Here is a 23998-nt window from a genome sequence, read left to right as displayed (position 1 = left end):
ATTTAGTTCTTTTATCAACATTATCTTTAAATAAATAAATATATGATAAAATGAAAATGAAATAAATTGTAGTAAGGAGTTTTTTTCATGGCAAATAAACCAAAAAGCAGTGTTTATAATGAATCATCAATTCAAATTTTAGAAGGTCTAGAAGCAGTTAGAAAAAGACCTGGAATGTATATTGGTTCTACTGATAATCGCGGTCTTCATCATTTAGTTTGAGAAATTGTTGATAATGGTATTGATGAAGCATTAGCTGGCTTTTGTACTAGTATTGTTGTTACTATTAATGTTGATAAGTCAGTTACTGTTGAAGACAATGGTCGTGGTGTTCCAACTGGTATGCATGCTTCAAAAAAAAGTACTCCTGAAGTTATTTATACGGTTTTACATGCTGGTGGGAAATTTGACACTAATAGTTATAAAACCTCGGGTGGTTTACATGGTGTTGGTGCTTCAGTAGTAAATGCTTTAAGTAATTGAATGATTGTTACTATTCATCGTGATAAAAAAATTCATGAAATTAAATTTAAAAATGGTGGTAAGATTGATCAAAGTTTAAAAATGATTGGCAGCACTTATAAAACAGGAACTAGAGTACAATTTTTACCTGATTTTCATCGTGTTTTTCTAGGTTGTGATTGAAATGTTCATTTATTTGAACAACATTTACGTGAAAGTGCTTTTTTAATTAATGATTTAAGTATTCAATTAATTGATAAGAGGACAGGTACTGAAGAAACTTTTCATTATGAAAATGGTTTAGTTGCTTTCATGCAATATTTAAATAAAGATAAAAAAAATTTATCACCAATTGTTAGTTTAAAGGGTAAACAAAATAATATTGATGTTGAAATTGTATTACAATATACTGAAGATTATACTGAAACATTAGTAGGGTTTGCCAATAATGTTAAAACTGTTGATGGTGGAAGTCATTTAGTTGGTTTTAAAAGTGGTTTAACAAAAGCTATTAATGAATATGCAAGAAAACAAGAATTATTAAAAGTAAAAGATAAAAATTTAGAAGGTAATGATTTGCGAGAAGGTTTGGTTGCTATTGTTTCATTGCGTATTCCTGAAAATTTAATTCAATATGAAGGTCAAACAAAAGGTAAATTAGGAACGCCCGAAGCAAGAATTGTTGTTGATAATATTGTTAATGAAAGATTTTCATTTTGACTTCATGAAAATAGTGATGCTGCTAAAAAAATTATTGATAAAGCCATTAAGGCTCGTGATATTCGTAATGCTTTAAGAAAAGAACGTGAATCATTGCGTAATAAAAGTAAAGATACGCAAAAATTTTTAGTAGGTAAATTGGTACCTGCACAAAGTAAAAATCCTAATATTAATGAATTATTTTTAGTGGAAGGAGATTCGGCTGGTGGCAGTGCCAAGTCAGGTCGTGATCGTAAGTTCCAAGCAATATTACCATTAAAAGGAAAAGTAATTAATGCCGAAAAAACTAAAGTAATTGATCTTTTTAATAATGAGGAAATTAGTATGATTATTAATGCGATTGGTGCTGGTGTTGGTAACGAATTTAATATTGAAAATTGTAATTATAATAAAGTCATTATTATGACTGATGCCGATACTGATGGTGCCCATATTCAAATTTTATTACTAACTTTTTTCTATCGTTATATGCGAGATTTAATTACTTCGGGCAATATTTATATTGCATTGCCGCCTTTATTTAAAATTTCTTTTAAAGAAGAAGAACAAGAAAAACATGTATATGTTTGAAATGAGTTAGAATTAAAAGATAAAGTTGAAACAATTAAAGGTAAATATGACCTGCAACGTTATAAAGGTTTAGGAGAAATGAACGCTGAACAATTATGAGAAACAACTATGAATCCAAATGTTCGTCAATTAATTAAAATTACTATTGAAGACGCTCTATCAGCAGAAACAGAAATTCAAATATTAATGGGTAATAAACCAGAAAAAAGACGAAAATGAATTGAAGAAAATATTTCTTTTGAAGCTAGTGATTATTAAGAAAAAGGAGTTTATAAGTTATGAATAGTAAAGAAGAGATTCAACAAAATAATGAACAAATTTTATCTTATCCTATTGATGATATTGTTGCAGAACGTTTTGGTCGATATGCCAAATATATTATTTTAGAGCGAGCATTACCCGATGTTCGTGATGGTTTGAAACCAGTTCAACGTCGAATTTTGCATGCTATGAATGATTTGGGCTTAACCAATGATAAAGCATATAAAAAAGCAGTTCGTGTTGTTGGAGAAGTAATTGGTAAATATCATCCTCATGGTGATACAGCGGTTTATGCTGCGATGTGTAGAATGGCACAAGAGTGAAAGGTAGCATGACCATTAGTACAAATGCATGGTAATAAAGGTTCAATTGATGGTGATAATCCTGCTGCGATGCGATATACAGAAGCACGTTTATCATTAATTTCAGAATTATTATTGAAGGATATTAAGAAAAATACTATTAGTTTAATTAAAAATTTTGATGAATCAGAAACAGAACCAACAGTTTTACCTGCCTATTTTCCAAATTTATTAGTAAATGGTGCTTCTGGAATTGCTGTTGGAATGGCAACTAATATTCCACCTCATAATTTACAAGAAGTAATTAATGCAATTGTCATGAGAATTAATAATCCACAATGTAATTTAAGCGAATTAATGCATGTTATTAAGGGTCCTGACTTTCCAACTGGAGGAATTATTCAAGGTATTAAAGGTATTAAAGAAGCTTATCGTTCTGGTAAAGGACGAATTGCAATTCGTGCTAAAACTCATATTAATAATGAAGGTGAAATTCCACAAATTATTATTACCGAAATTCCATTTGAAGTTATTAAACAAGATTTGATTAAAAAAATTGATGATGTTAAAACATTAGCAAAAATTCACGGTATTAAAGAAGTACGTGATGAAACGGATCGTTTTGGTTTACGAATAGTTATTGATTTAGTAGAAGATAGTAAACCGCAAGAAATTTTAAATTATTTATTTAAAAATACCAATTTACAAATTTATTATAACTTTAATTTAGTAGCAATCGCTAATAAAAAACCAGTACAAATGAGTTTAATTAATATGTTAGATTTTTATATTAATCATCAAATTGATGTTGTTACTAAGCGTTCACAATATGACTTAGCACAATTAGAACGAAGGTTAGAGATTGTTAATGGTTTAGTTATTGCATTAAGTGAAGTTGATAAAGTAATTAAAATTATTAGAACATCAACTGACCGTATGCAAGCAAAATTAAATTTAATATCAGCTTTTAATTTTAGTGATATTCAAGCAGAAGCAATTGTACAATTACGTTTATATCGTTTAACTGCTACTGATATTCAATCATTAGTTTTAGAAAAAGCAGATATTGAAAGTAAAATTATTGTTTTACAAGAAATTCTTAATAATGAAAATTCGCTACATCAAGTTATTATTACTGAGTTAGAACAAATTAATTCTCGTTTTTCTGGATCAAGAAAATCACAAATTCAAGGTGAAATTTCTGAAATCACAATTGATGAAAAAGCAACATTGCGACAAGAAAATGTATTTGTTAGTATTAGTTATGATGGTTGAATTAAGGTAATAAGTGGTAAAATATTTTCACAAAATCTTGATAATCAAGATTTTGGACGTAAGCCAAATGATGTTATTATTGGTGGAGCAATGTTCAATAATTTTAATAATTTATTATTTTTTACAAATAAAGGTAATTATTTTTTAATACCAATTTTTAAATTAGAAGAAAATAAATGAAAAGATAATGGTATTCATGTTAATACGTTATGTAAACTTGAAGGAAATGAAAAAATTATTAGTGTTGCACAAATTAATAGTTTTGAACAGACAAATGTAAATATAGTAGTCGCTACTAGATATGGTTTAATTAAAAGAATGCCACTTTTAGAGTTAGCAACTACTAGATTTAATAAAACTGCCAAATATGTTAAGTTAAAAGAGAACGATGGTGTTATTAGTGTTAATAATACTACGGGTCATGATTTTATTGTTATTAGTACTCGCAAGGGTATGACTTTAAAATATTTAGAAACGAAAGTTCCATTATTAACTAAAACCGCAACAGGTATTAAAGCTTTGAAAATTAATTCTGAAGAAGATGAAGTGGTAGGAATGGCTTGTGGTAATAGTAATGATATTTATGCAATGTTAACATCAGTTGGAACAATTAAACGAATGTTATTCAATACTATTGAACAAACTTCACGAACAACAAAAGGTAATAAGGTAATAAAAGTGCCTAAAAGTAAAAGTATTAGTATTATTAAAACTTTCTTATCACCAGCAACATCTTTTATTAATATATTAACGAAAAAAGAAAAATGATTAGTGATTAAAGCAAGTGACATTAATCTTAGCAAGGTAAATGAAGGAACTGGCAAAGTAGTTGCTGATGATATTATTGCTGGTGGTAATAATTTAGTTATTGATTTAAAAACTGATGTTATTGATGCTGATATATAATCAATATCAGAAAATTTTGATACAAAAGAAAGTAACAATGGTATTTAAAATAAACTTTTTCGGAATTTTACGCTTATTGGTTAACACTTAATTCTTAATAAATAATTTAATTACGATATTTTTAAATGTGATTTTTTCTTTACGATTATTATATTTAAAACAAAATTAATTTAAATAAGATTGGAGTCATTTTTTTGAAACTCAATGAAATTGGCCGATAAAACCTCTTTTTAATATTGCTCAAAAACTTTCTATTGTATTTGTATGAATACCATTATAAGAAAAATATTTTTTGTGATTAACTTGTTCATGTGGTAAAATTTTATTTATTTTATAATATCCACGATATTCATCAGTAAAAAGAATAGAATTGTTAATATCAACATTTTCTTTAACTATTTTCATTAAATCTTCAGATTTAATACTTTTATTTTTTGCATGAAATAATTTAACATTACCATTTCGTTCAATAATGCCAACAACACACTCTTTACTAGTTCCTCTACCACGTAATGAGTTATTTTTATTATCAACATCATTATATTTACGCGGTTTTCCACCCACATATGTTTCATCCATCTCTAATATTTTTGCTAATAATTTAATCTCATCATTAGCCATTGCCTTTCTAATTTTATGCATCATTTTTCATACAGTTGCTAAACGTAAGTTTAAGTCTCTTGAAGCTTGAGATGATGATAAACTTTTTTTAGCATTAGCCATTAATACTATTAAAATAAATCACTTTTGAAGTGGTACACGTGTATGATGAAAAATAGTTTGAGCAGTTACACTAAAAGACTTATGACATTTTTTGCATTTATAACGCGACTCTTTTAAAACAGAGTTAACTTTTTCACTAGACTTACTGCATAACTAGTTAACTTTTTATTTTTTTGTTATTATTAAAATAAAATTTGAATAGTTAAGGATAAACTTTATGACATATTTTGAATTAAAAGATAAATCTGATCAATATTTTCGTAAAATAGTGGGTATTAATAAACTCGTTTTTAACGAAATTTTAAATATTTTATTAGAACATCAAAAACTCAAAACTACTATTGGTGGAAGGCCATATAAAATGTCAATAGAAGATCGACTAGTAATGAGTTTAAGATATTTATATGAAAATCGTACATATCATAGTATTGGTGCTGAGTATGGTATGGTTGATACTACTGCTTTATGAAATATTCGTTCAATTGAAGATATTTTAATAAAGAATAATAAGTTTAATAATTTAACAAATAAAAATATTTTTTTAAAAAGAAGAATTAAAAAATAAAATTTTGATAATTGATGTAACAGAGGTAGAAACAGAACGACCAAAATATAACCAAAAAGATTGATTTTCTGGTAAAAAATGAATGCATACTGTTAAGTTTCAAACCGTAATTAATGCAAATACTAATGAAATTTTAAATATTTTTTCTGATATTGGTAAAAATCATGATTTTAAAACTTTTAAGAAGGCATTGGTTAGATAAGTTTACTTTCTTGTCTTCAAATCTGTACAAATTGATTTGGAGGCATTTTCAATCTAATAACTATTCTATCATTGTTTCAATATCTAACAAATTTTTCTAATATTTTATTAAAACTTTCCATACTTTCAAAAGTGCTATCAAACATCATTTTAAAATCTCTTTTAATTCAACGATTTAAACATTCACTAACTTGATTACCTTTAAAACCTGATAGACTTTTTGAGTGAATTAGATTAGTACTTGTATTAAAAACTTTACTAACAATTTCGCTTGTATTAGCAGAACCTAAATCTGATTGAATAGTCGTAAAATTACATTGTTTAGCACTCGCTAATTCTATTTGATTAACCACATTTAACACAGTTTTGGCATTTTCACTTTTGTTTATTTTTCAGCCAACAATTGAATTACTGTACATATCAGTAGCAAAAACAACTAATAATTTTGTTTTTTTATCACCAATAATTATATTTTTAAATCATGTGCCATCCATACCAACTTTTTCAAGAAAGTTATTACTTGAAAAATTACGTTTTAATAAATCTTTATTATTTTTTAAATCACTATTTTCTACTACTCTATTTGTTGATTTAGGTTCTAATAATAATTTAATATTATTATCTTTTAATATTTGTTTTATGCTTGTTTTACTGCATTTAAGACCTTTATTTTTTATTTTTAACTCTAATCTTACTTTTTCAAAACTAGTGATATTAATGTACTTTTTTTCAATTTTAATGAGAACTATTTTGTTTATTGCTTGTATCAAATTATCATTAATTTTTGATTGATATTGCTTTTTACCTTTTTTTACTCATAAATAGTATGCTGTTTTGCTAATAGCTATGTAAACAATAATTTTATTTAATTGATGACCTTTTTGCTTATATTTTTCTACTATTAAAAAACACTTATATTTTAATAATTTACTATTTTTTCCCCTTGTTAATTTCTTTTCACAGGCTAATTGCTCCTTTAAAAGTTCTTTTTCAACCTCATCTTTTAAAGCTTGTTTTCTAAGTTTATCAATTTCTTTGTTTAATAGTTTAATTTCAATATCTTTCTTATCGATCCTGTGAGAAGTTTGGGATTTAGAAATTTTGGTGAATGCATTTTCACCTTTAATTTGATATTGGTTAACCCAATTATAAATTAATACTGGAGTTGATAATTTATATTTGACTTGAATTTCATGTATTTTTAGTTTTTTATCAACTAAATACTCATTAACAACGGCTAATTTTGTTTCTTTTGAATAAACTTTATAATTCATAATTTCTCCTTCTGTATTAATTATTTTTAATTATATTACAGATTGAAAATATTAATTGGTAAACTTAAGTGACTGATACCGAATTCAAAGTTAAAGTTTTTACCAGAAACTATAATTCTTGCAGATAAAGGTTATCAAGGTTTACAAAAAATTCATGCTAATACATTTTTACCCATTAAAATTAGCAAAAATAATCCTAAAACAAATAAAACCAAAATCTTTAATAAGATTATTAATAAAACTCGTAGAAAAATTGAACATGTTTTTGCATTTTTAAAATGTTTTAAGATTATTGGTTATAAATTTAGAAAAGCCAGAAAACGAATATTTTTAAGATTTAATTTAATTGCAGGATTTTATAATTTATCATTAAAACTTAAAAACGTTATGCAGTAAGTCTACTAAAACAAAAAAGACATTTTGGTTTGTTATTTCATCTTATTTCTTCTAAAAATTTTATACAAGATTCTTGGTTTGGAAATTTATTTATTATGTCTAAAATATTCATTTTCAATCATCTTTAATTAGATTTTATTTTACTAATATCTAATTATAGTTTTCAGAAATAATAATGTATATAAGTTATTGCCAATAAACGTAAAATTCCGAACTTTTTTATTGAAAATTATGAACTTTTTTAAAGAATTAGTTTTTTTGAGTTTCATAATTAAATTTAAAAAATAATTTTAGTTAAGAATGAATAGGATAGGACTTATATCAATGCTATAATTATTATAGTAGTGATATAAGGAGGAAGTATAGATGACAAATAATATTATTAAATATCAATCTCTAATTAATGGTGAGTTGTATGAAAATGGTAAATGAATATCAGTTATCAACCCTACTACTAATAAAATAGCGGGTCAAGTTCCTGCCTTAACTAAAGTTGAAATTAAAAAAGTATATGAATCTGCAAAATTTGCTCAAAAAAATTGAGAACAAATGCCTATTTTAAAAAGAATTTCTTTTTTAAATTCTTGAAAACAATTAATTATTCGCGATAAATTAATAATTGCTGAATTAATGACCAATGAAATTGCTAAAGGCACAAAAGCAGCTTGCAGTGAAATTGATAGAACAGTTGAATATATTGAATATACTTTACAAGAAGCATTGCGTCTTCATCCTGAATCTTATACAGGTGATAGTTGAGGAAGTATGAACAAATTAGCTATTTTTGAATACGTACCAAAAGGAATTGTTCTTGCTATTTCACCTTTTAATTATCCAATAAATTTATCAGTTTCTAAAATATTTCCAGCACTTGTAACTGGTAATAGTGTTGTTTTTAAACCCGCAACACAAGGATCATTGGTAGGATTACACTTATCTAAATTAGCCAAAGAAGCTAGCATTCCTAATGGTGTTTTTAATTCTATAAGTGGTAAAGGTAGTGAAATTGGTGATAGTTTAGTTGAAAATGAAGCAATTAATGTTATTTCTTTTACTGGTAGTGCTGTTGTTGGTAATCATATTTCACAGAAATCTTTAAAAGCGGATTTAATTTTAGAATTAGGAGGTAAAGATCCAGCAATAGTACTTAATGATGCTGAACTTGAAGATACAGCAATCAAAATCATTAAAGGTGCATTTAGTTATTCAGGACAACGCTGTACTGCCATTAAAAGAGTGTTAGTACAAAGAACAATTAGTAGCAAATTAATTCCAATCTTAAAAGAAAAAGTTGAAAAATTGACTGTTGGTTTGCCCACAGATGATTGTGATATTACGCCTGTCATTGATCAACCAACAGTTGATAATGCTAAAAAATTAATTAAAGATGCTTTAGATAAAGGAGCTAATTGTTTAATTGGTAATAAATTTAAAGAAAATTTAATGTGACCAACTATTATTACTGACGTAACAACAAAAATGAATTTAGCATGAGAAGAACCTTTTGCACCATTGTTGCCAATTATTATTTTTGATGAAGTAAAAGAAGCAATTAATATTGCAAATGATTCACAATATGGTTTACAAGCTTCTGTTTTTACTACTAATATTAATAGTGCAATGAGTATTGCTAAATTATTAGAAGTTGGAAGTGTTAATATTAACGATCAGTCACAACGTGGTCCCGATCACTTTTCTTTTGTTGGTGTTAAGGATTCGGGTCTTGGCGTACAAGGTATTCGTCCTTCGTTACTTGCTTTTACTAGACCAAAAGGTATTGTTATTAATTGAAAAACAAAAATTTAAAAGAAAAAATAGTGGTAAGATAAAAATGTAATAAATTTTTGTTCTTGTTAATTAGATTTTTATTTTTTTAACATTCTTATATAAAAAACATAATAAAAATATTACATATCATTGTAACTTTTATTTTAAAAAGTAAGTTATTAAAATAGTGTCGAGGATACAGTACTGTTACATGAAATGCAAAAAATATGGAGGTAAATATGGCAAAACGAAAAATTGTACTTGTTGGATGTGGAGCTGTTGGTAGTAGTTTTATTTACAGTGCCATTAATCAAGGTTTAGCCCAAGAATATGTATTAATTGATGCTTTTGAAGGGATAGCTGAAGGGAATGCAATTGACTTTGCTGATTGTCAAGCAGCTTTAGATCATCCTTTTATTTCAATTAAGGCTGGAAATTACACCGATTGTAAAGATGCTGATATTATTGTTATTACTGCTGGAAGACCACAAAAAGATGGTGAAACAAGATTAAATATGGTAGCAGATAATGCCAAAATTATGAAGAGCATTGCTTTAGAAATTAAAAAATCAGGATTTAAAGGTGTTACTATTATTGCATCTAATCCTGTTGATATTATGACAACTGTTTATCAAAAAATTATACAATTTGATTATCATCAAGTATTAGGTTCTGGTACAATTTTAGATACCTTACGTTTACAACATTTAATTGGAGAAAAAATTGCGGTTAATCCAAAGTCAGTTGCTGCTTATGTAATTGGTGAACATGGTGATTCTTCAATGATTCCTTGAAGTTCGGTTTCGGTAGGTAATAAAACTATTTATCAACAAATTACTGAAGGTAGAATTAAAGAAAAAGATTTAGACGAATTAAGAAAAGAAGTAGCACAAAGAGCTTATAAAATTATTAAATTAAAACGAGCAACTTTTTATGGTATTGGTGCAGCATTGGCATTATTAGTAAGAAATATCCTTGAAGGACAAAATCATGTTTTAGTAGCGGGTGCTTATTTACAAGGAGAATATGGACAGCAAGGTTTTTATATTGGTGTACCAACAATACTTTATGAAAAAGGTTGAAAAAGAATAGTACAATTACCATTAACGAAAGAAGAGCAAACGGCATTTGATAAATCTTGTGCAATTATTAAAGAAACTTTAGAAACAGCTTTTGCTGCTATTAAATAAAAGATAGGAGTAGTTTATTCGTGAATACAAGTGTAGAAAATATGAATAATGAAGAAACATTAACAAGTATTGAAACTTATATTGCTGTTTATAAGTATGCATTAAAGAAAGCACAAAGTCCGTTATTAAAAACCTTTCTAATGGGTATTGCGGCCGGTCTTTTTGTTGGTATTGCTTATATTGCGTCTATTTTTGGTAGTAGAGGATTAAGTGATAATGGTATTAAAAACTTAACATTTGGTTTTATTTTTACTTTAGCAATTACTATGATTGTCTTTATGGGCGGTGAACTTTTTACTTCTAATTCCATGATATTTATGCCATTAATAAAAAAACAAGTTAAGTTAACAAGAATGTTAATTAACTTACTAGTAGTATTAATTGGTAATTTTATAGGTTGTTTTATTCTTTCATTATTTACATGATGAGCAGGATTTTTTGATAATCAAGCTTTTTTGGATAATGCTGTTAGTATTTTTAATCATAAATTAGCAATGTCTTGATGAAAAGCCTTTTTTAGTGGGATATTATGTAATTTTTTAGTAGCAGGAAGTGTTTATATTTCTCATGCTACTAGTTCATCTACTGCTAAATTTTTATTAATAGGATTAGTAATTATGGTTTTTGCCTTATCTGGTTTTTCTCACGTTGTAGCAAATTCTTATGTTTGAGGATTAGGACCTTTATTTAATATTTATGGAATTCATAGTGGATTTAATGACTTTTTACAATTTAGTTATCAAGTACAACTTCCAACCTTATTTGGTAATTTTATTGGTGGTGGTATTTTATTACCTGGTATGTATTATTTAATCTTTAGAAAAGAATTACCAAAAATAACATTATAAATATATTATTAGTTTAATATAAAAATTAGTCCATTACTTTATTTTAAGTAATGGATTTATTAATTTTATTAAAATAAATTAATTGTAAGTGGTGATTATTTTCATAAGTATTTTTTAAAATTTGTCAAATTAAAGATTTTAAAAAATAGAATGGTTTTGAAAAAATATTTTTTAGAAAATAGATTAGATTATTTTAATATTAATTTACGGAATTTTACGCTTATTGGTTAACACTTAATTCTTAATAAATAATTTAATTATGATATTTTTAAATGTGATTTTTTCTTTACGGTTATTATATTTAAAACAAAATTCATTTAAATAAGATTGGAGTCATTTTTTTGAAACTCAATGAAATTGGCCGATAAAACCTCTTTTTAATATTGCTCAAAAACTTTCTATTGTATTTGTATGAATACCATTATAAGAAAAATATTTTTTGTGATTAACTTGTTCATGTGGTAAAATTTTATTCATTTTATAATATCCACGATATTCATCAGTAAAAAGAATAGAATTGTTAATATCAACATTTTCTTTAACTATTTTCATTAAATCTTCAGATTTAATACTTTTATTTTTTGCATGAAATAATTTAACATTACCATTTCGTTCAATAATGCCAACAACACACTCTTTACTAGTTCCTCTACCACGTAATGAGTTATTTTTATTATCAACATCATTATATTTACGCGGTTTTCCACCCACATATGTTTCATCCATCTCTAATATTTTTGCTAATAATTTAATCTCATCATTAGCCATTGCCTTTCTAATTTTATGCATCATTTTTCATACAGTTGCTAAACGTAAATTTAAGTCTCTTGAAGCTTGAGATGATGATAAACTTTTTTTAGCATTAGCCATTAATACTATTAAAATAAATCACTTTTGAAGTGGTACACGTGTATGATGAAAAATAGTTTGAGCAGTTACACTAAAAGACTTATGACATTTTTTGCATTTATAACGCGACTCTTTTAAAACAGAGTTAACTTTTTCACTAAAACAAAAAAGACATTTTGGTTTGTTATTTCATCTTATTTCTTCTAAAAATTTTATACAAGATTCTTGGTTTGGAAATTTATTTATTATGTCTAAAATATTCATTTTCAATCACCTTTAATTAGATTTTATTTTACTAATATCTAATTATAGTTTTTAGAAATAATAATGTATATAAGTTATTGCCAATAAACGTAAAATTCCGTTAATTTTTATTGCATTTATTTTTTTGAAAATTAAAATGTAATTAACTTCTTAAATTTAAGAAGTTAATGGGGAAAACAAAAAGGGGGTTTTCATCATGAAAACATTATTAAAAACATTAAGTGTTTTAACACTTGCAACAACTGTTAGCAGTTTAAGCAGTACTTTAAATACTAATAATATAGGTACGAATGCTAATCAGTTACAAGATTTAAAATGTAATCTTCAACAAAATAAAAATAATATTTCTTTAATTAATTTGAATAAAAAAGGTAAATTTTATTTTTTTAATAATAATCTTGGTTTAGTGATTAATGAAAATAAATTATGATTTTTAAATAAAGATAAGAAGTTTGAAAAAATTTCTAATCCTGATAGATTGGGACGGTAACAAAAACGGAGGATATAATTACTTATTAACTATTTCTTAAATTCTAGACAAGAAATAATTGTAATTATATGCAATTGTAAATTTATCTTACTACTAAATTAAAATAATTTCAATCAAAATACAAATATTGAAAAAAATTAATAAAAAAATTTAATATTAATACACAACAAAAATTCTTATTAATTTTTAATTTAATAAGTTTTTAATATTTTTAATAAAAAATAAAAATTTTGATTATGTTTTGGAATTTACAAGATTACACTTAAAAATAACCATTTTAGTATAAATATTTATACTATATGTTCTATTACAAAGCATTTCTTTTAAAATATATCAAATATTACTTTCAGTAAAACAACCTATATTTCACTTTGCACCTTGATTAACAATACCTTTTTTATTATTTTTAAAATATTGTTTTTTTAATTTTTTATGATTTTTTAGTATTTCATTCATATACTTTATTAATTCATCATATTGACCATTTTCAATAAAATTTCTACAAGTATTATATTCACTTCAATATTTTCCCTTGTTTCCAGCAATAATTCCTACATATAACTTTTTAATCAAATGGAATTTATCTAAAATAAACTCAGCACCTAAATAATCTGCAACATCTTTAATTCATCCTGTACTATCTCCACAAATAATGATTGTTGCTTGTTCAAAATTTTCAAAAAATCTGTTTCCTTGTTCTTTAATAAATTCAGCAGTTTTTTGAACTCCAAGTTTAGTTTTTGTTAGTCTTATTATTACATCTACTCTTTTATTAATTAATTTATGATTAACATTATCTATACAAAATAGTACTAAACGCATTGAATATTTACCAGAATTTCGTTTAAATTTTCAAAATTTTCTATGTCCGTCATCAATATTAATATAAATAAATTGATTTGGTTCTAATTTTATTTTAGGAACATCTAATTTATTAACTTGATATTCTTGAAATATTCTACTAATACTGGTTGTACTAAATTTTGTTTGTTTCATAGTATGTAAAATATCAATATATCTTTTTCCGTCAGCAAAATGTTCAATAACATTATTTTTTATATCTTGACAAGTTCTTTTATATTTAGGTAATTGTAATTCTTCATCTAATAAACAAACTCTTACTCATTTTTTTAATTTTTCATCATAGTATTTATAATCACGACATTTATAAATGACAAGACCATTGATAGTATTTCTAGTTCTTTCTTTAATTTTAACTGGAATATATTTTTTATCTCTTTCTTTTAATATTTTCAATCTGTTTTTTCTCATTGATTTTTTATATCATCTCTAAATGATTGATACATTCTTTCAGTTGCTTCTTTTAAAGTTCATAAATAATTAAAACTCATATTTAATTCTCCTAATCTGTTTCTGCACCAATTATTAATTTTAATTTATATAAATTTAAAGTGTTAAAATATGATAAATTATATTAATAATCTATTTTGCTTTATTTTATCCACAATAATCCACATAAGAACGTAATTATGATTAAAATAATGGTACTGTGAAAAAAAGTACTTTCATATTTCCAATATAATAAACAAGTGCAATACAATTAATAGTATAGTATCACAAAATAAAAATCTTATATTTAGGCGTTATTTTCCGTTTAAATGTATACTTGTAAAAATATCAAAAAATGGTTACAATTAAACAATAAAATTTTAAAAAATAAGGAGTAAGTTATGATGAATAAAGAAAAATCATTAAAAGTTGTAAATAATTTGAAATATTTAAAAAAGATTTTACAAAATGAATGTTATTTGTCAAAGTAAAAATTGTAATAACAAATGAAGTAATATTGTATTACTAAATTTAAAATCAACAACATTTAGTCTTTTTCTTTGTGAAAATCATGCAATTAATTTAGAACATGAATTATTACCAAAATGATTAAAAAAATGTGAAGAGTTAAGAAAAAATAACAAAATAAAAAAGGAGAAATTTATTATGAAAACATTAATAAAAACAAATTTAAACAAAATAACATTATCATTAGCACTAACTGGTGCTACAACAGGAACAATAGGATTAATCATGGGGGGTGATTACCCATGAAATTAATTCTAAAAATTCATATGAAAAACCAAATCATAGTATAATCTATGGTAAATATCCAATTTGAATTGATAAAACAACAGCTCCAGAAATATTTTCATTATATTTTTCTTCTCATAAAATTCATGAACAAGATATAAAATGAGATGGTAAATATCCAAAAAAATATTTTGATTGATAAATTGATAATTAAATTTCTAAATTTATATAAGAAATATTTTCATTATATTTATTAAATAAGTTAATATCTGTTAAACTTATTTCTTGGTTAAGTATCATTTGTTAAGTATCATTTTTCACCGCAAGTGTAAAGTTTGATACTTTTTTATTATTTTATGATAAGATATATAAAGATTTATATTTATTTATAAATCATTCAATTTTATTAAAAGTTCCTAGCAGGATTGATTTTAAGTGAATATTTCATATAATTTTTTATGTTAAAAAAATTTTTTATGCTTGTTATGTTAAAAATGTTGTTTTACCTATTGATATTTTAAAAAATGAAAGAAATAAATTAGGTATAAAGAATATTGGTAATGTTATTAAGTTAAGAAATAATAATGTTCGTACTAAATGTAAATTAGTTCAAAAAGCATTACATAATTTTTATAATGCAAGAATTTTAAGTTTTTTAACTTTAACTTATCATAAAAATGAAACTGATATTAGAAAAGCAAAACATGATTTACAATTATTTTTTAAACGTTTAAAGCGTTGATGAAATGACCCTAAACGTTCTAAACATTTAGGTGAATTAAGATATTTTTATGTTTATGAATATCAAAAGCGTGGTGCAGTTCATTTTCACATATTATTTAATCGTAAAATACCATATAGCATGATAACTACATGATGACCACATGCTGGTAATAATAAAGGTATTGATTTGAAAGTTGTTCATAAAGGTACAAATGAATTTGTAGTTAAATATTTAAGTAAATATGTAACAAAAGTACAAGAAAATATTAAATCATTAAATCAAAAAGATGTTGGTGTTCAAGCATATTCTTTTAGTAGAAATTGTAGAAATCCGCTTGTAGTTCGTGGTACTAAAACTTTAAGTTTACAACAATTAGTACAAGCATGTGAAAAAGCAAAAGAATTTTATTTATTTAAAACTAAACCAAATGAACAAGGTATTACTAATTTAATTGGTGGAAGTTATGATTATGTTGCTAATAGTGATTATTTTAAGGATTTTAATTATTATGTTAGTTTAGAAAGTTTACGATTTAGGTATTACTTAAAAAATAAATTTAATAGAAATGATGTTTTAGATTTTCTTTATAAAGTTTTTGAAAAAAATAAAATTGAAAAAATATTTTTACAAAAAAGAATTTTACATTAGTTATATTTTGATATTTTTTTGTAATATTTTTGCTTTTTGTGGTACATTTGTTATACTTTAATTGTGGTAAAGATATTTGCTGTTCTGCTAGGTAGTGAATGTCTTTACTTTTTTGTTGTATATTTATTGATATTTTGTTTAATTATGATATTATTTAGTCATAAGTAAATATGTTTTAGATTAGTTTTTAAATTATATTTAACTTATTTGAATTGGTTTACAGTTCCCTAGCAGGAATAGTTAAATATTAATATTAAGAACTTTTTATTTATTAAATTAATTTTATAGTTATGTATTTTTAATTTAATTATTTATAATTGTTTGCCAATTCAATTTATATTTTATATAGAAAGAAGTTGGCAATTTTTATGTTTAAAGTTCAATTGGTTAATATTGATAAAAATAGAATGATACCGGATAAAAATAATCATGGTCAAAATTTGAAATTTGATGTTTTAACTTTTTTAGAGATTAATAAACAAACTAATATACCTACCGGTAAAGTACGGGATAAATGATATAACCCGTTAGTAGTTAATGATTTTACACAATATTTACATAAACTTAGTTTTAAAGTTGGTAATTATTATGATTTAAAATTAGATTTATCCGGTACTATTATAGATATTACTGAATGAAAATAATGTATCAACAAATAATTGAATAAGGGGCTTATATATGGATTATATATTTTTCATTAAGCCCCAATGGATTAGATTATAATTCATATACAAGCTCCTTATTAGTATATAAAGTAAGGAGTTTTATTTATGCCTTTGGAATTAGAGCAAACTAGTAATTATACTTTAACTAAAATTTTAAGAACTGGATTAAGTCCATTAAGTGCAATGGTTGGCGTTAGTGCTTATTATGGTCAATATTTAAAAGACCCAGTATTAGGTTCTATTAATTCTTTGTTATTTAGTAAAAAGTTAGGAATTGATATATGGAATATTAATCAAAGACCAACTACTAGAAATAAAGTTATTAATAGTTATAAAAAAATATTTTTAGGAATTGGGACAATTGGTTTAATTAACTATGCTAAGTTTGTTCAGTATGTAGATAAGTCTGTGACTTTATTAAAAGATGAACCTTGTTTTTGACCGCCATGCCCTACTGAACCCCCAAGACCAACTTATCCACCCTTTACAACTGTTAAACCAATAATTGATGTACCTTTTGTAGATTGAGATACTTATATATCTTTAAATAGTTTTGGTATAGCAAATGTTATTAGTGGTTTAACTGAATTAATACCTAATAGATTTGAAACTATACGTAAAATAGCGAATATGGGTACTGGTGGTTGTTTGATTAGTAGTGGTGTAGCAATGGGTATAAATAATGATTTTAATAATTATTTTGCTATTCCTACTATTATTGCCGGAGCATGTGAGATTATAAATACTTTACTGTTGCCATTAGGAAATACACATAATAATACTGAATTACAAGAAGTATTTACTGATGAAAGGGCAAGATTAATTAATGCTAGTGTTAGTGATTATCAAAGTACAGATGACAGTATGGTTGATGTTGATTTAAATGATGATAGTATGTCGGAGATTAATTTAGATAGAGTAAGTTTAAACTGGGATTATTCTTATGCTTATACACTAGGTGGTGTTTAATAATGGAAAATAGACTTACTGCATAACGTTTTTAAGTTTTAATGATAAATTATAAAATCCTGCAATTAAATTAAATCTTAAAAATATTCGTTTTCTGGCTTTTCTAAATTTATAACCAATAATCTTAAAACATTTTAAAAATGCAAAAACATGTTCAATTTTTCTACGAGTTTTATTAATAATCTTATTAAAGATTTTGGTTTTATTTGTTTTAGGATTATTTTTGCTAATTTTAATGGGTAAAAATGTATTAGCATGAATTTTTTGTAAACCTTGATAACCTTTATCTGCAAGAATTATAGTTTCTGGTAAAAACTTTAACTTTGAATTCTTAAAAGTTTTAAAATCATGATTTTTACCAATATCAGAAAAAATATTTAAAATTTCATTAGTATTTGCATTAATTACGGTTTGAAACTTAACAGTATGCATTCATTTTTTACCAGAAAATCAATCTTTTTGGTTATATTTTGGTCGTTCTGTTTCTACCTCTGTTACATCAATTATCAAAATTTTATTTTTTAATTCTTCTTTTTAAAAAAATATTTTTATTTGTTAAATTATTAAACTTATTATTCTTTATTAAAATATCTTCAATTGAACGAATATTTCGTAAAGCAGTAGTATCAACCATACCATACTCAGCACCAATACTATGATATGTACGATTTTCATATAAATATCTTAAACTCATTACTAGTCGATCTTCTATTGACATTTTATATGGCCTTCCACCAATAGTAGTTTTGAGTTTTTGATGTTCTAATAAAATATTTAAAATTTCGTTAAAAACGAGTTTATTAATACCCACTATTTTACGAAAATATTGATCAGATTTATCTTTTAATTCAAAATATGTCATAAAGTTTATCCTTAACTATTCAAATTTTATTTTAATAATAACAAAAAAATAAAAAGTTAACTAGTTATGCAGTAAGTCTAATAAAGAAATTAAAAAAAAGTGGTATGACACTTCTAAATTTCATGTTTTTTGTTTTATTGTTGGTTTCTTTTCTATGGTTTGAACTGTTGCTGAAATACATAATATTATAAATGGTAATTTTGACTTTTTTATCGGTTTAGATTTAGGGATTAATATTTTACTTTTTGTTTTAGTAATTGTTTATGAATTATTTAGTTTAATTAATTTTTTAAAAAAAAGAAAAAAAGGAAGTGTTAAATAATGGACATGAAAGAAATTATAAAATATGCGTTATATATTGGTGGTTTTTGTTTAATTCTTTGGTTTTGTAGAAATTGAATACGTGAAGGTATACAAAGATTTAAACATAAAAAACATATAAAAGATAATGATAGTGAACCGGATTGTACTTTTTGTCGTAAAGATTTTGAAAAGAAGAAACGTAAATTAGAAATGGAAAAACAACAAAAAGAATTAGAGAAAGGGGGTGATTAATATGCCCGCTGGACTATCAGCATTATTAAATATGATTGGTGGTGTTGGACAACAATTATTAAATGCTTTTACTTATATTTTTGGTTGAGTATTTACTACTGGTGATGGTGGAACACTTACAAATTGACCAGTGTTAATTTCAATTGTATTTATGGTTCTTGTATTTATTAAGCAGTTTGTTGGTCATATTATCCATGCAACTCATTAGTAATTAGAAAGGAGTAAGTAAATGGTAAAGTTATTTTTTAGTTTGGTTTTTGTTTTACCTTTATTGGGTAGACTTTTACCAGTTGTTAATACTTTGGTACAAACTATTTATATGCAGTATTTAAGTTCTTTTGCTGGATTACATACTGTGACACTTTTTATTAAGTCGTTTTTTATGATAGTTTATATACTAGACTTACTGCATAACTAGTTAACTTTTTATTTTTTTGTTATTATTAAAATAAAATTTGAATAGTTAAGGATAAACTTTATGACATATTTTGAATTAAAAGATAAATCTGATCAATATTTTCGTAAAATAGTGGGTATTAATAAACTCGTTTTTAACGAAATTTTAAATATTTTATTAGAACATCAAAAACTCAAAACTACTATTGGTGGAAGGCCATATAAAATGTCAATAGAAGATCGACTAGTAATGAGTTTAAGATATTTATATGAAAATCGTACATATCATAGTATTGGTGCTGAGTATGGTATGGTTGATACTACTGCTTTACGAAATATTCGTTCAATTGAAGATATTTTAATAAAGAATAATAAGTTTAATAATTTAACAAATAAAAATATTTTTTTAAAAAGAAGAATTAAAAAATAAAATTTTGATAATTGATGTAACAGAGGTAGAAACAGAACGACCAAAATATAACCAAAAAGATTGATTTTCTGGTAAAAAATGAATGCATACTGTTAAGTTTCAAACCGTAATTAATGCAAATACTAATGAAATTTTAAATATTTTTTCTGATATTGGTAAAAATCATGATTTTAAAACTTTTAAGAATTCAAAGTTAAAGTTTTTACCAGAAACTATAATTCTTGCAGATAAAGGTTATCAAGGTTTACAAAAAATTCATGCTAATACATTTTTACCCATTAAAATTAGCAAAAATAATCCTAAAACAAATAAAACCAAAATCTTTAATAAGATTATTAATAAAACTCGTAGAAAAATTGAACATGTTTTTGCATTTTTAAAATGTTTTAAGATTATTGGTTATAAATTTAGAAAAGCCAGAAAACGAATATTTTTAAGATTTAATTTAATTGCAGGATTTTATAATTTATCATTAAAACTTAAAAACGTTATGCAGTAAGTCTACTTTACCTTTGCCTATTCTTGCTTTAATAAATGTTAGTTTTGTATTTTATTTAATTTTAGGATTATTTAGATTTACAAGACATTAGGATGTGAAATTATGTTTATACCTTTTATTACAACAGTTATGCATTTATTTGCTTCAATTTTTATGAAGTTTTTTAGTTTTCCACTTGGTGATTTAGGTTTTAATTTGGGTACGTTAATGATATTTTTGATTTTGCTTAGATTTGCATTTAGGGTTATTTTACCCGAATTAATGTTACCAACGTTAGATTTAGGACAGAATGTTAAAACTATGGGTCGTGCTTCTGTTAAATTTTATAAAGGTTCATCATGAGTTGGTAAACAAATTGCTAAGGGACATAAACAAACACAAGATGTTAGTGGAATAAATGTAGGTAATTAATTATGTCTAATTTTGTTCTTAGTATATTGCATTTTATTTTTATATTTTCTAGTAAAGATATTCAAATATTTTTAAATCAACCAAATATTACTAATGAAGTTTATATTTTGTTTAATTTGACTTTTTGGTTGGTATTAGGTGTATTTTTTAATTTTATTTATCGTAGTATTAAATTTGTTTTTAGGTCATTGTTTGGGTAGGTGTTAAGTATGAGTGTTTTAGAAATTTATAATAAAATACATCAATGTATAGTTGATTATTGAACTATGTTTATAGGTAATCCAGTTGATGATTTTACTACTATTTTATGAAATTTAGTAGTTTATGGAACACAGTTTTTTATTGGATTTGTTTTATTTTATGGTTCATGGTGAATTTTAAAATGTTTATTTGGTAAATAATTATGTGATTTAAGTTTGCTAAATTATTTTTTGTTGTAAATACTTCTGTTCAAGCACCGACTAGTTTAATTGCTTCAAATGACCCTAATGTTGTTAATTATGATATTACAAAAGAAATGGTTAAACATGTTAAATACCATAATTTTGATGATTGAGCAACAATTCCATGAAATTCTGCTTATTTTGATGTTGACCAACCGGATTTAAAATTAGTTAGTGGTGAATTTATAGGTAATAATGAAGGTTTATATACGTGTTATTATTATAGTGATACAGTTGGTGTTCCATCACAAATGATAGATATGGGAACTGGCGTTTATACTTTTAATAGAAAACAATTAGATGAATTTTCACGTATTATGTTTAATCATAATTATGTTGCAGAAAAGAATACTAATAATTTAAATTTTAGACTTACTGCATAACTAGTTAACTATTCAAATTTTATTTTAATAATAACAAAAAAATAAAAAGTTAACTAGTTATGCAGTAAGTCTTATTAATAAAACTCGTAGAAAAATTGAACATGTTTTTGCATTTTTAAAATGTTTTAAGATTATTGGTTATAAATTTAGAAAAGCCAGAAAACGAATATTTTTAAGATTTAATTTAATTGCAGGATTTTATAATTTATCATTAAAACTTAAAAACGTTATGCAGTAAGTCTTTTGTTAATACTGGTAAAAGTATTATAAATTTTCAAACACAGTTAAATTTTGAAATTGATAAACCTTTAAGTTTTTATATTCAAGGTTTTATGTTTTATTTTGAATATGAATATTTTAAAACTTTTACTGCTAATTTTGTTTTTAGTTTTTTAGATAATGTTGGTGATACAAAATATGTTTTTAAAGGTAAAGTTGATAATGATATTTATCAACAAGATTTATATAATTTTGTTACTATGCCTATTCGTGTTCCAAATTTAAGACATTTAACAGTGTTTTTTGATGTTCATGGTGAATCAACTAGTCCAACTTTTTCACCACAATTAAATTTTGGTCAAATTAATATTTTTTCAAGTGAGAAAGTAACACCAGTACCACCAAATAGCCCTTTTAACCCTGAGTATGAACGTGTTAGTTGATATGATGTTTTTGGTCATTTGCGTAATGCTTTTAGGTGAGTACTTTATGGTGTTGTTGGTAAAGTTTTACCAGTTGAACCATTAAGAGAATTTTTTACTAAACTTGATGGATTATTAAGGCGTATTTTTGATGATACTATTAGTTCTGTTTTAAATGTTGATTTTACTAGTGGTTTAGAACAAGTTTTAACATTATGAGTATTTTTAAAAGCAGTTGGATTTTTAGTTGGTTAGGAGTTGAAATAATGCCTTGATATGGTTATTTACTTTTAGGAGTTTTATTATTAATAATAATTTATCCATTTTTAATAACTAGAAAAAATATAAAGATATTACAACGTGTAGGTAGTTATATTATTTCAGCACCACCACGTACTGGTAAATCTGCTCTTGCTTGTTGTTTAGCACAAAAACATAAGGGTAGGGTAGTAAGTCCTATTCCTATTAAAGTGCGTAATGAGTATAGTTATCGTTGTTCTTATGATGATGTTTTTAAATTTAATCAATTAAATAGTAATTATGCTTTTAAAGAGAATGATATGCTTGTTTTTGATGAATTAGGTTTAAAAATTAATAGTAATGATTTATCACCCGAATTTAAAGAAACACAAGAAAGTTTAGGAATGTTTTGTAAATTGATAGGTCATAATTTTAATGGAATTATGTATATGATTGAACAACACCCCGATAGAATACCAAAACAAGCACGTGAAAAAGTAGAATATATTGTTCAAGTTAAAAGAATGCGTATTTTATTATTTTTAGTTAAATTTAAATTGAATATTTATACTAATGTTGATGACTATAATAAAGTTGTCTTATCTAAAAGACAAACTAAGAAAATAATTAAACGTGGTGGATTGCCACCTAGTTATAGTGGCGAAACTATGACATTTAGTTTATGATTTCCTAGGTCTTATTTACAAAGATATAATAGTCGTGCTTTAAATTATATTCATTCGTTAAAGAGTGAATTAAGTAGTCTTAAAGACTATGAACAGTCACAAGCATTAGATTTTACTGTTGATGATATTAGAGCAGTAGGATTAGACAAGTTGGATAATATATTACAGACTGAAAAGAAAGAAACTGAAAATACTGTATGCCGTGCTTGTTATTATAGAAATAAACATTCTAAAAAAAATAAATAAAGATGTTAAAATAAATACATAAACTTAATATAAGTTTTTAATTCATTACTTTATTTTAAAAGTAAATGAGTTTTTTTATTTTGAAAGGAGAAAA

30 protein-coding genes are annotated in these 23998 nt (G+C 24.5%); 23 read left to right on the top strand and 7 right to left on the bottom strand.

Annotation, left to right across the window (positions count from 1 at the left end; all coding sequences use genetic code 4):
- The first annotated feature begins 87 nt into the window (after positions 1-87).
- Positions 88-2010 carry a DNA topoisomerase IV subunit B gene (gene parE / locus AAHM85_RS02480; RefSeq protein ID WP_342260862.1) on the top strand — a complete coding sequence of 641 codons (1923 nt, stop codon included), beginning with the start codon at positions 88-90 and terminating at the stop codon, positions 2008-2010.
- 20 nt (positions 2011-2030) lie between these two features.
- Positions 2031-4496 (top strand): DNA topoisomerase IV subunit A, encoded by a 2466-nt coding sequence (parC, locus tag AAHM85_RS02475; RefSeq protein ID WP_342260861.1) that lies wholly within the window; start codon positions 2031-2033, stop codon positions 4494-4496.
- Positions 4497-4661: 165 nt separating this feature from the next.
- Here parC and AAHM85_RS02470 read toward each other — a convergent pair whose 3' ends face one another.
- Positions 4662-5222, bottom strand: a complete 561-nt coding sequence (locus tag AAHM85_RS02470; protein WP_342261690.1) for an IS1595 family transposase — start codon at positions 5220-5222, stop codon at positions 4662-4664.
- Between the two features lie 214 nt (positions 5223-5436).
- Here AAHM85_RS02470 and AAHM85_RS02465 point away from each other — a divergent pair, with 214 nt between their 5' ends.
- Together AAHM85_RS02465 and AAHM85_RS02460 are read left to right on the top strand one after the other, a co-directional pair.
- The gene (locus AAHM85_RS02465) at positions 5437-5784 is read left to right on the top strand and encodes a transposase family protein (RefSeq protein WP_342260860.1); all 348 of its coding nucleotides are present in this window, start codon (positions 5437-5439) and stop codon (positions 5782-5784) included.
- Between the two features lie 4 nt (positions 5785-5788).
- Complete coding sequence (locus AAHM85_RS02460) at positions 5789-5986, top strand: transposase family protein (protein WP_342260859.1); 198 nt, start codon at positions 5789-5791, stop codon at positions 5984-5986.
- Here the strand turns inward: AAHM85_RS02460 and AAHM85_RS02455 are convergent.
- The gene (locus AAHM85_RS02455; protein ID WP_342260858.1) at positions 5979-7259 is read right to left on the bottom strand and encodes an IS3 family transposase; all 1281 of its coding nucleotides are present in this window, start codon (positions 7257-7259) and stop codon (positions 5979-5981) included. The two genes, AAHM85_RS02460 and AAHM85_RS02455, sit on opposite strands and share 8 nt — an antisense overlap.
- Before the next feature lie 42 nt (positions 7260-7301).
- Here AAHM85_RS02455 and AAHM85_RS02450 point away from each other — a divergent pair, with 42 nt between their 5' ends.
- On the top strand, positions 7302-7655 hold the full coding sequence (locus AAHM85_RS02450; RefSeq protein ID WP_342260857.1) for a transposase family protein: 354 nt from the start codon (positions 7302-7304) through the stop codon (positions 7653-7655).
- On the opposite strand, the gene AAHM85_RS02445 is transcribed toward AAHM85_RS02450, so the two are convergent.
- Positions 7645-7767, bottom strand: coding sequence for a transposase (locus AAHM85_RS02445; protein WP_342260856.1), 123 nt, complete (start codon positions 7765-7767; stop codon positions 7645-7647). The genes AAHM85_RS02450 and AAHM85_RS02445 overlap by 11 nt on opposite strands.
- A 254-nt stretch (positions 7768-8021) precedes the next feature.
- On the opposite strand from AAHM85_RS02445, the gene AAHM85_RS02440 reads away from it, so the two are divergent.
- From AAHM85_RS02440 to AAHM85_RS02430, 3 genes are all read left to right on the top strand, one after another.
- Entirely contained in the window at positions 8022-9461 is a 1440-nt protein-coding gene (locus tag AAHM85_RS02440; protein ID WP_342260855.1) for an NADP-dependent glyceraldehyde-3-phosphate dehydrogenase, read from the top strand.
- Between the two features lie 200 nt (positions 9462-9661).
- Positions 9662-10612, top strand: a complete 951-nt coding sequence (locus tag AAHM85_RS02435) for an L-lactate dehydrogenase (protein WP_342260854.1) — start codon at positions 9662-9664, stop codon at positions 10610-10612.
- A 20-nt stretch (positions 10613-10632) separates the two neighbouring features.
- Positions 10633-11460, top strand: a complete 828-nt coding sequence (locus tag AAHM85_RS02430; RefSeq protein WP_342260853.1) for a formate/nitrite transporter family protein — start codon at positions 10633-10635, stop codon at positions 11458-11460.
- 234 nt (positions 11461-11694) lie between these two features.
- On the opposite strand, the gene AAHM85_RS02425 is transcribed toward AAHM85_RS02430, so the two are convergent.
- On the bottom strand, positions 11695-12573 hold the full coding sequence (locus tag AAHM85_RS02425) for an IS1595 family transposase (protein WP_342260524.1): 879 nt from the start codon (positions 12571-12573) through the stop codon (positions 11695-11697).
- A gap of 196 nt (positions 12574-12769) precedes the next feature.
- Here AAHM85_RS02425 and AAHM85_RS02420 point away from each other — a divergent pair, with 196 nt between their 5' ends.
- On the top strand, positions 12770-13063 hold the full coding sequence (locus tag AAHM85_RS02420) for a hypothetical protein (RefSeq protein WP_342260852.1): 294 nt from the start codon (positions 12770-12772) through the stop codon (positions 13061-13063).
- 234 nt (positions 13064-13297) lie between these two features.
- Here the strand turns inward: AAHM85_RS02420 and AAHM85_RS02415 are convergent, their stop codons facing one another.
- Complete coding sequence (locus tag AAHM85_RS02415; RefSeq protein ID WP_342260851.1) at positions 13298-14335, bottom strand: Mbov_0401 family ICE element transposase-like protein; 1038 nt, start codon at positions 14333-14335, stop codon at positions 13298-13300.
- A 486-nt stretch (positions 14336-14821) separates the two neighbouring features.
- On the opposite strand from AAHM85_RS02415, the gene AAHM85_RS02410 reads away from it, so the two are divergent.
- The 5 genes from AAHM85_RS02410 (at position 14822) to AAHM85_RS02390 (ending at position 18112) form a co-directional block, all read left to right on the top strand.
- Entirely contained in the window at positions 14822-15133 is a 312-nt protein-coding gene (locus AAHM85_RS02410) for a hypothetical protein (protein WP_342260850.1), read from the top strand.
- The gene (locus AAHM85_RS02405; RefSeq protein WP_342260849.1) at positions 15114-15308 is read left to right on the top strand and encodes a hypothetical protein; all 195 of its coding nucleotides are present in this window, start codon (positions 15114-15116) and stop codon (positions 15306-15308) included. The genes AAHM85_RS02410 and AAHM85_RS02405 overlap by 20 nt, the downstream gene beginning before the upstream one ends.
- Before the next feature lie 144 nt (positions 15309-15452).
- Positions 15453-16478 carry a rolling circle replication-associated protein gene (locus tag AAHM85_RS08440; RefSeq protein ID WP_425289723.1) on the top strand — a complete coding sequence of 342 codons (1026 nt, stop codon included), beginning with the start codon at positions 15453-15455 and terminating at the stop codon, positions 16476-16478.
- A gap of 368 nt (positions 16479-16846) precedes the next feature.
- Positions 16847-17122: a hypothetical protein gene (locus AAHM85_RS02395; RefSeq protein WP_342260842.1), complete on the top strand. Its 276-nt coding sequence runs from the start codon at positions 16847-16849 to the stop codon at positions 17120-17122.
- A gap of 126 nt (positions 17123-17248) precedes the next feature.
- The gene (locus AAHM85_RS02390; RefSeq protein WP_342260841.1) at positions 17249-18112 is read left to right on the top strand and encodes a hypothetical protein; all 864 of its coding nucleotides are present in this window, start codon (positions 17249-17251) and stop codon (positions 18110-18112) included.
- Positions 18113-18127: 15 nt separating this feature from the next.
- Here AAHM85_RS02390 and AAHM85_RS02385 read toward each other — a convergent pair whose 3' ends face one another.
- Together AAHM85_RS02385 and AAHM85_RS02380 are read right to left on the bottom strand one after the other, a co-directional pair.
- A complete protein-coding gene (locus AAHM85_RS02385) occupies positions 18128-18622 on the bottom strand; it encodes a transposase family protein (protein ID WP_342260487.1) in 495 nt (164 codons plus the stop codon).
- Positions 18623-18626: 4 nt separating this feature from the next.
- On the bottom strand, positions 18627-18974 hold the full coding sequence (locus AAHM85_RS02380; protein ID WP_342260488.1) for a transposase family protein: 348 nt from the start codon (positions 18972-18974) through the stop codon (positions 18627-18629).
- A gap of 321 nt (positions 18975-19295) precedes the next feature.
- On the opposite strand from AAHM85_RS02380, the gene AAHM85_RS02375 reads away from it, so the two are divergent.
- The 9 genes from AAHM85_RS02375 to AAHM85_RS02335 all read left to right on the top strand — a co-directional run bounded on the left by AAHM85_RS02375 (position 19296) and on the right by AAHM85_RS02335 (position 23904).
- Positions 19296-19529 carry a hypothetical protein gene (locus AAHM85_RS02375; RefSeq protein WP_342260495.1) on the top strand — a complete coding sequence of 78 codons (234 nt, stop codon included), beginning with the start codon at positions 19296-19298 and terminating at the stop codon, positions 19527-19529.
- A 1-nt stretch (position 19530) separates the two neighbouring features.
- Positions 19531-19737 carry a hypothetical protein gene (locus AAHM85_RS02370; protein WP_342260847.1) on the top strand — a complete coding sequence of 69 codons (207 nt, stop codon included), beginning with the start codon at positions 19531-19533 and terminating at the stop codon, positions 19735-19737.
- A 270-nt stretch (positions 19738-20007) separates the two neighbouring features.
- Entirely contained in the window at positions 20008-20355 is a 348-nt protein-coding gene (locus AAHM85_RS02365) for a transposase family protein (protein ID WP_342260488.1), read from the top strand.
- A gap of 4 nt (positions 20356-20359) precedes the next feature.
- Complete coding sequence (locus tag AAHM85_RS02360; protein ID WP_342260487.1) at positions 20360-20854, top strand: transposase family protein; 495 nt, start codon at positions 20360-20362, stop codon at positions 20852-20854.
- Between the two features lie 102 nt (positions 20855-20956).
- The gene (locus tag AAHM85_RS02355; RefSeq protein ID WP_342260494.1) at positions 20957-21265 is read left to right on the top strand and encodes a hypothetical protein; all 309 of its coding nucleotides are present in this window, start codon (positions 20957-20959) and stop codon (positions 21263-21265) included.
- 209 nt (positions 21266-21474) lie between these two features.
- A complete protein-coding gene (locus AAHM85_RS02350) occupies positions 21475-21666 on the top strand; it encodes a hypothetical protein (RefSeq protein WP_174479934.1) in 192 nt (63 codons plus the stop codon).
- 2 nt (positions 21667-21668) lie between these two features.
- Positions 21669-22091 carry a hypothetical protein gene (locus AAHM85_RS02345; RefSeq protein ID WP_342260846.1) on the top strand — a complete coding sequence of 141 codons (423 nt, stop codon included), beginning with the start codon at positions 21669-21671 and terminating at the stop codon, positions 22089-22091.
- A gap of 332 nt (positions 22092-22423) precedes the next feature.
- Positions 22424-22987: a hypothetical protein gene (locus tag AAHM85_RS02340; RefSeq protein ID WP_342260845.1), complete on the top strand. Its 564-nt coding sequence runs from the start codon at positions 22424-22426 to the stop codon at positions 22985-22987.
- Between the two features lie 11 nt (positions 22988-22998).
- On the top strand, positions 22999-23904 hold the full coding sequence (locus AAHM85_RS02335) for a hypothetical protein (RefSeq protein WP_342260844.1): 906 nt from the start codon (positions 22999-23001) through the stop codon (positions 23902-23904).
- Positions 23905-23998: the final 94 nt, after the last annotated feature.

The organism is Spiroplasma endosymbiont of Notiophilus biguttatus, assembly GCF_964030985.1.
Classification (GTDB): Bacteria; Bacillota_I; Bacilli_A; order Mycoplasmatales; family VBWQ01; genus Spiroplasma_E; species Spiroplasma_E ixodetis_A.
Note: the sequence above shows the minus strand (reverse complement) of the source record. Positions and strands in the feature narration are given on the sequence as shown.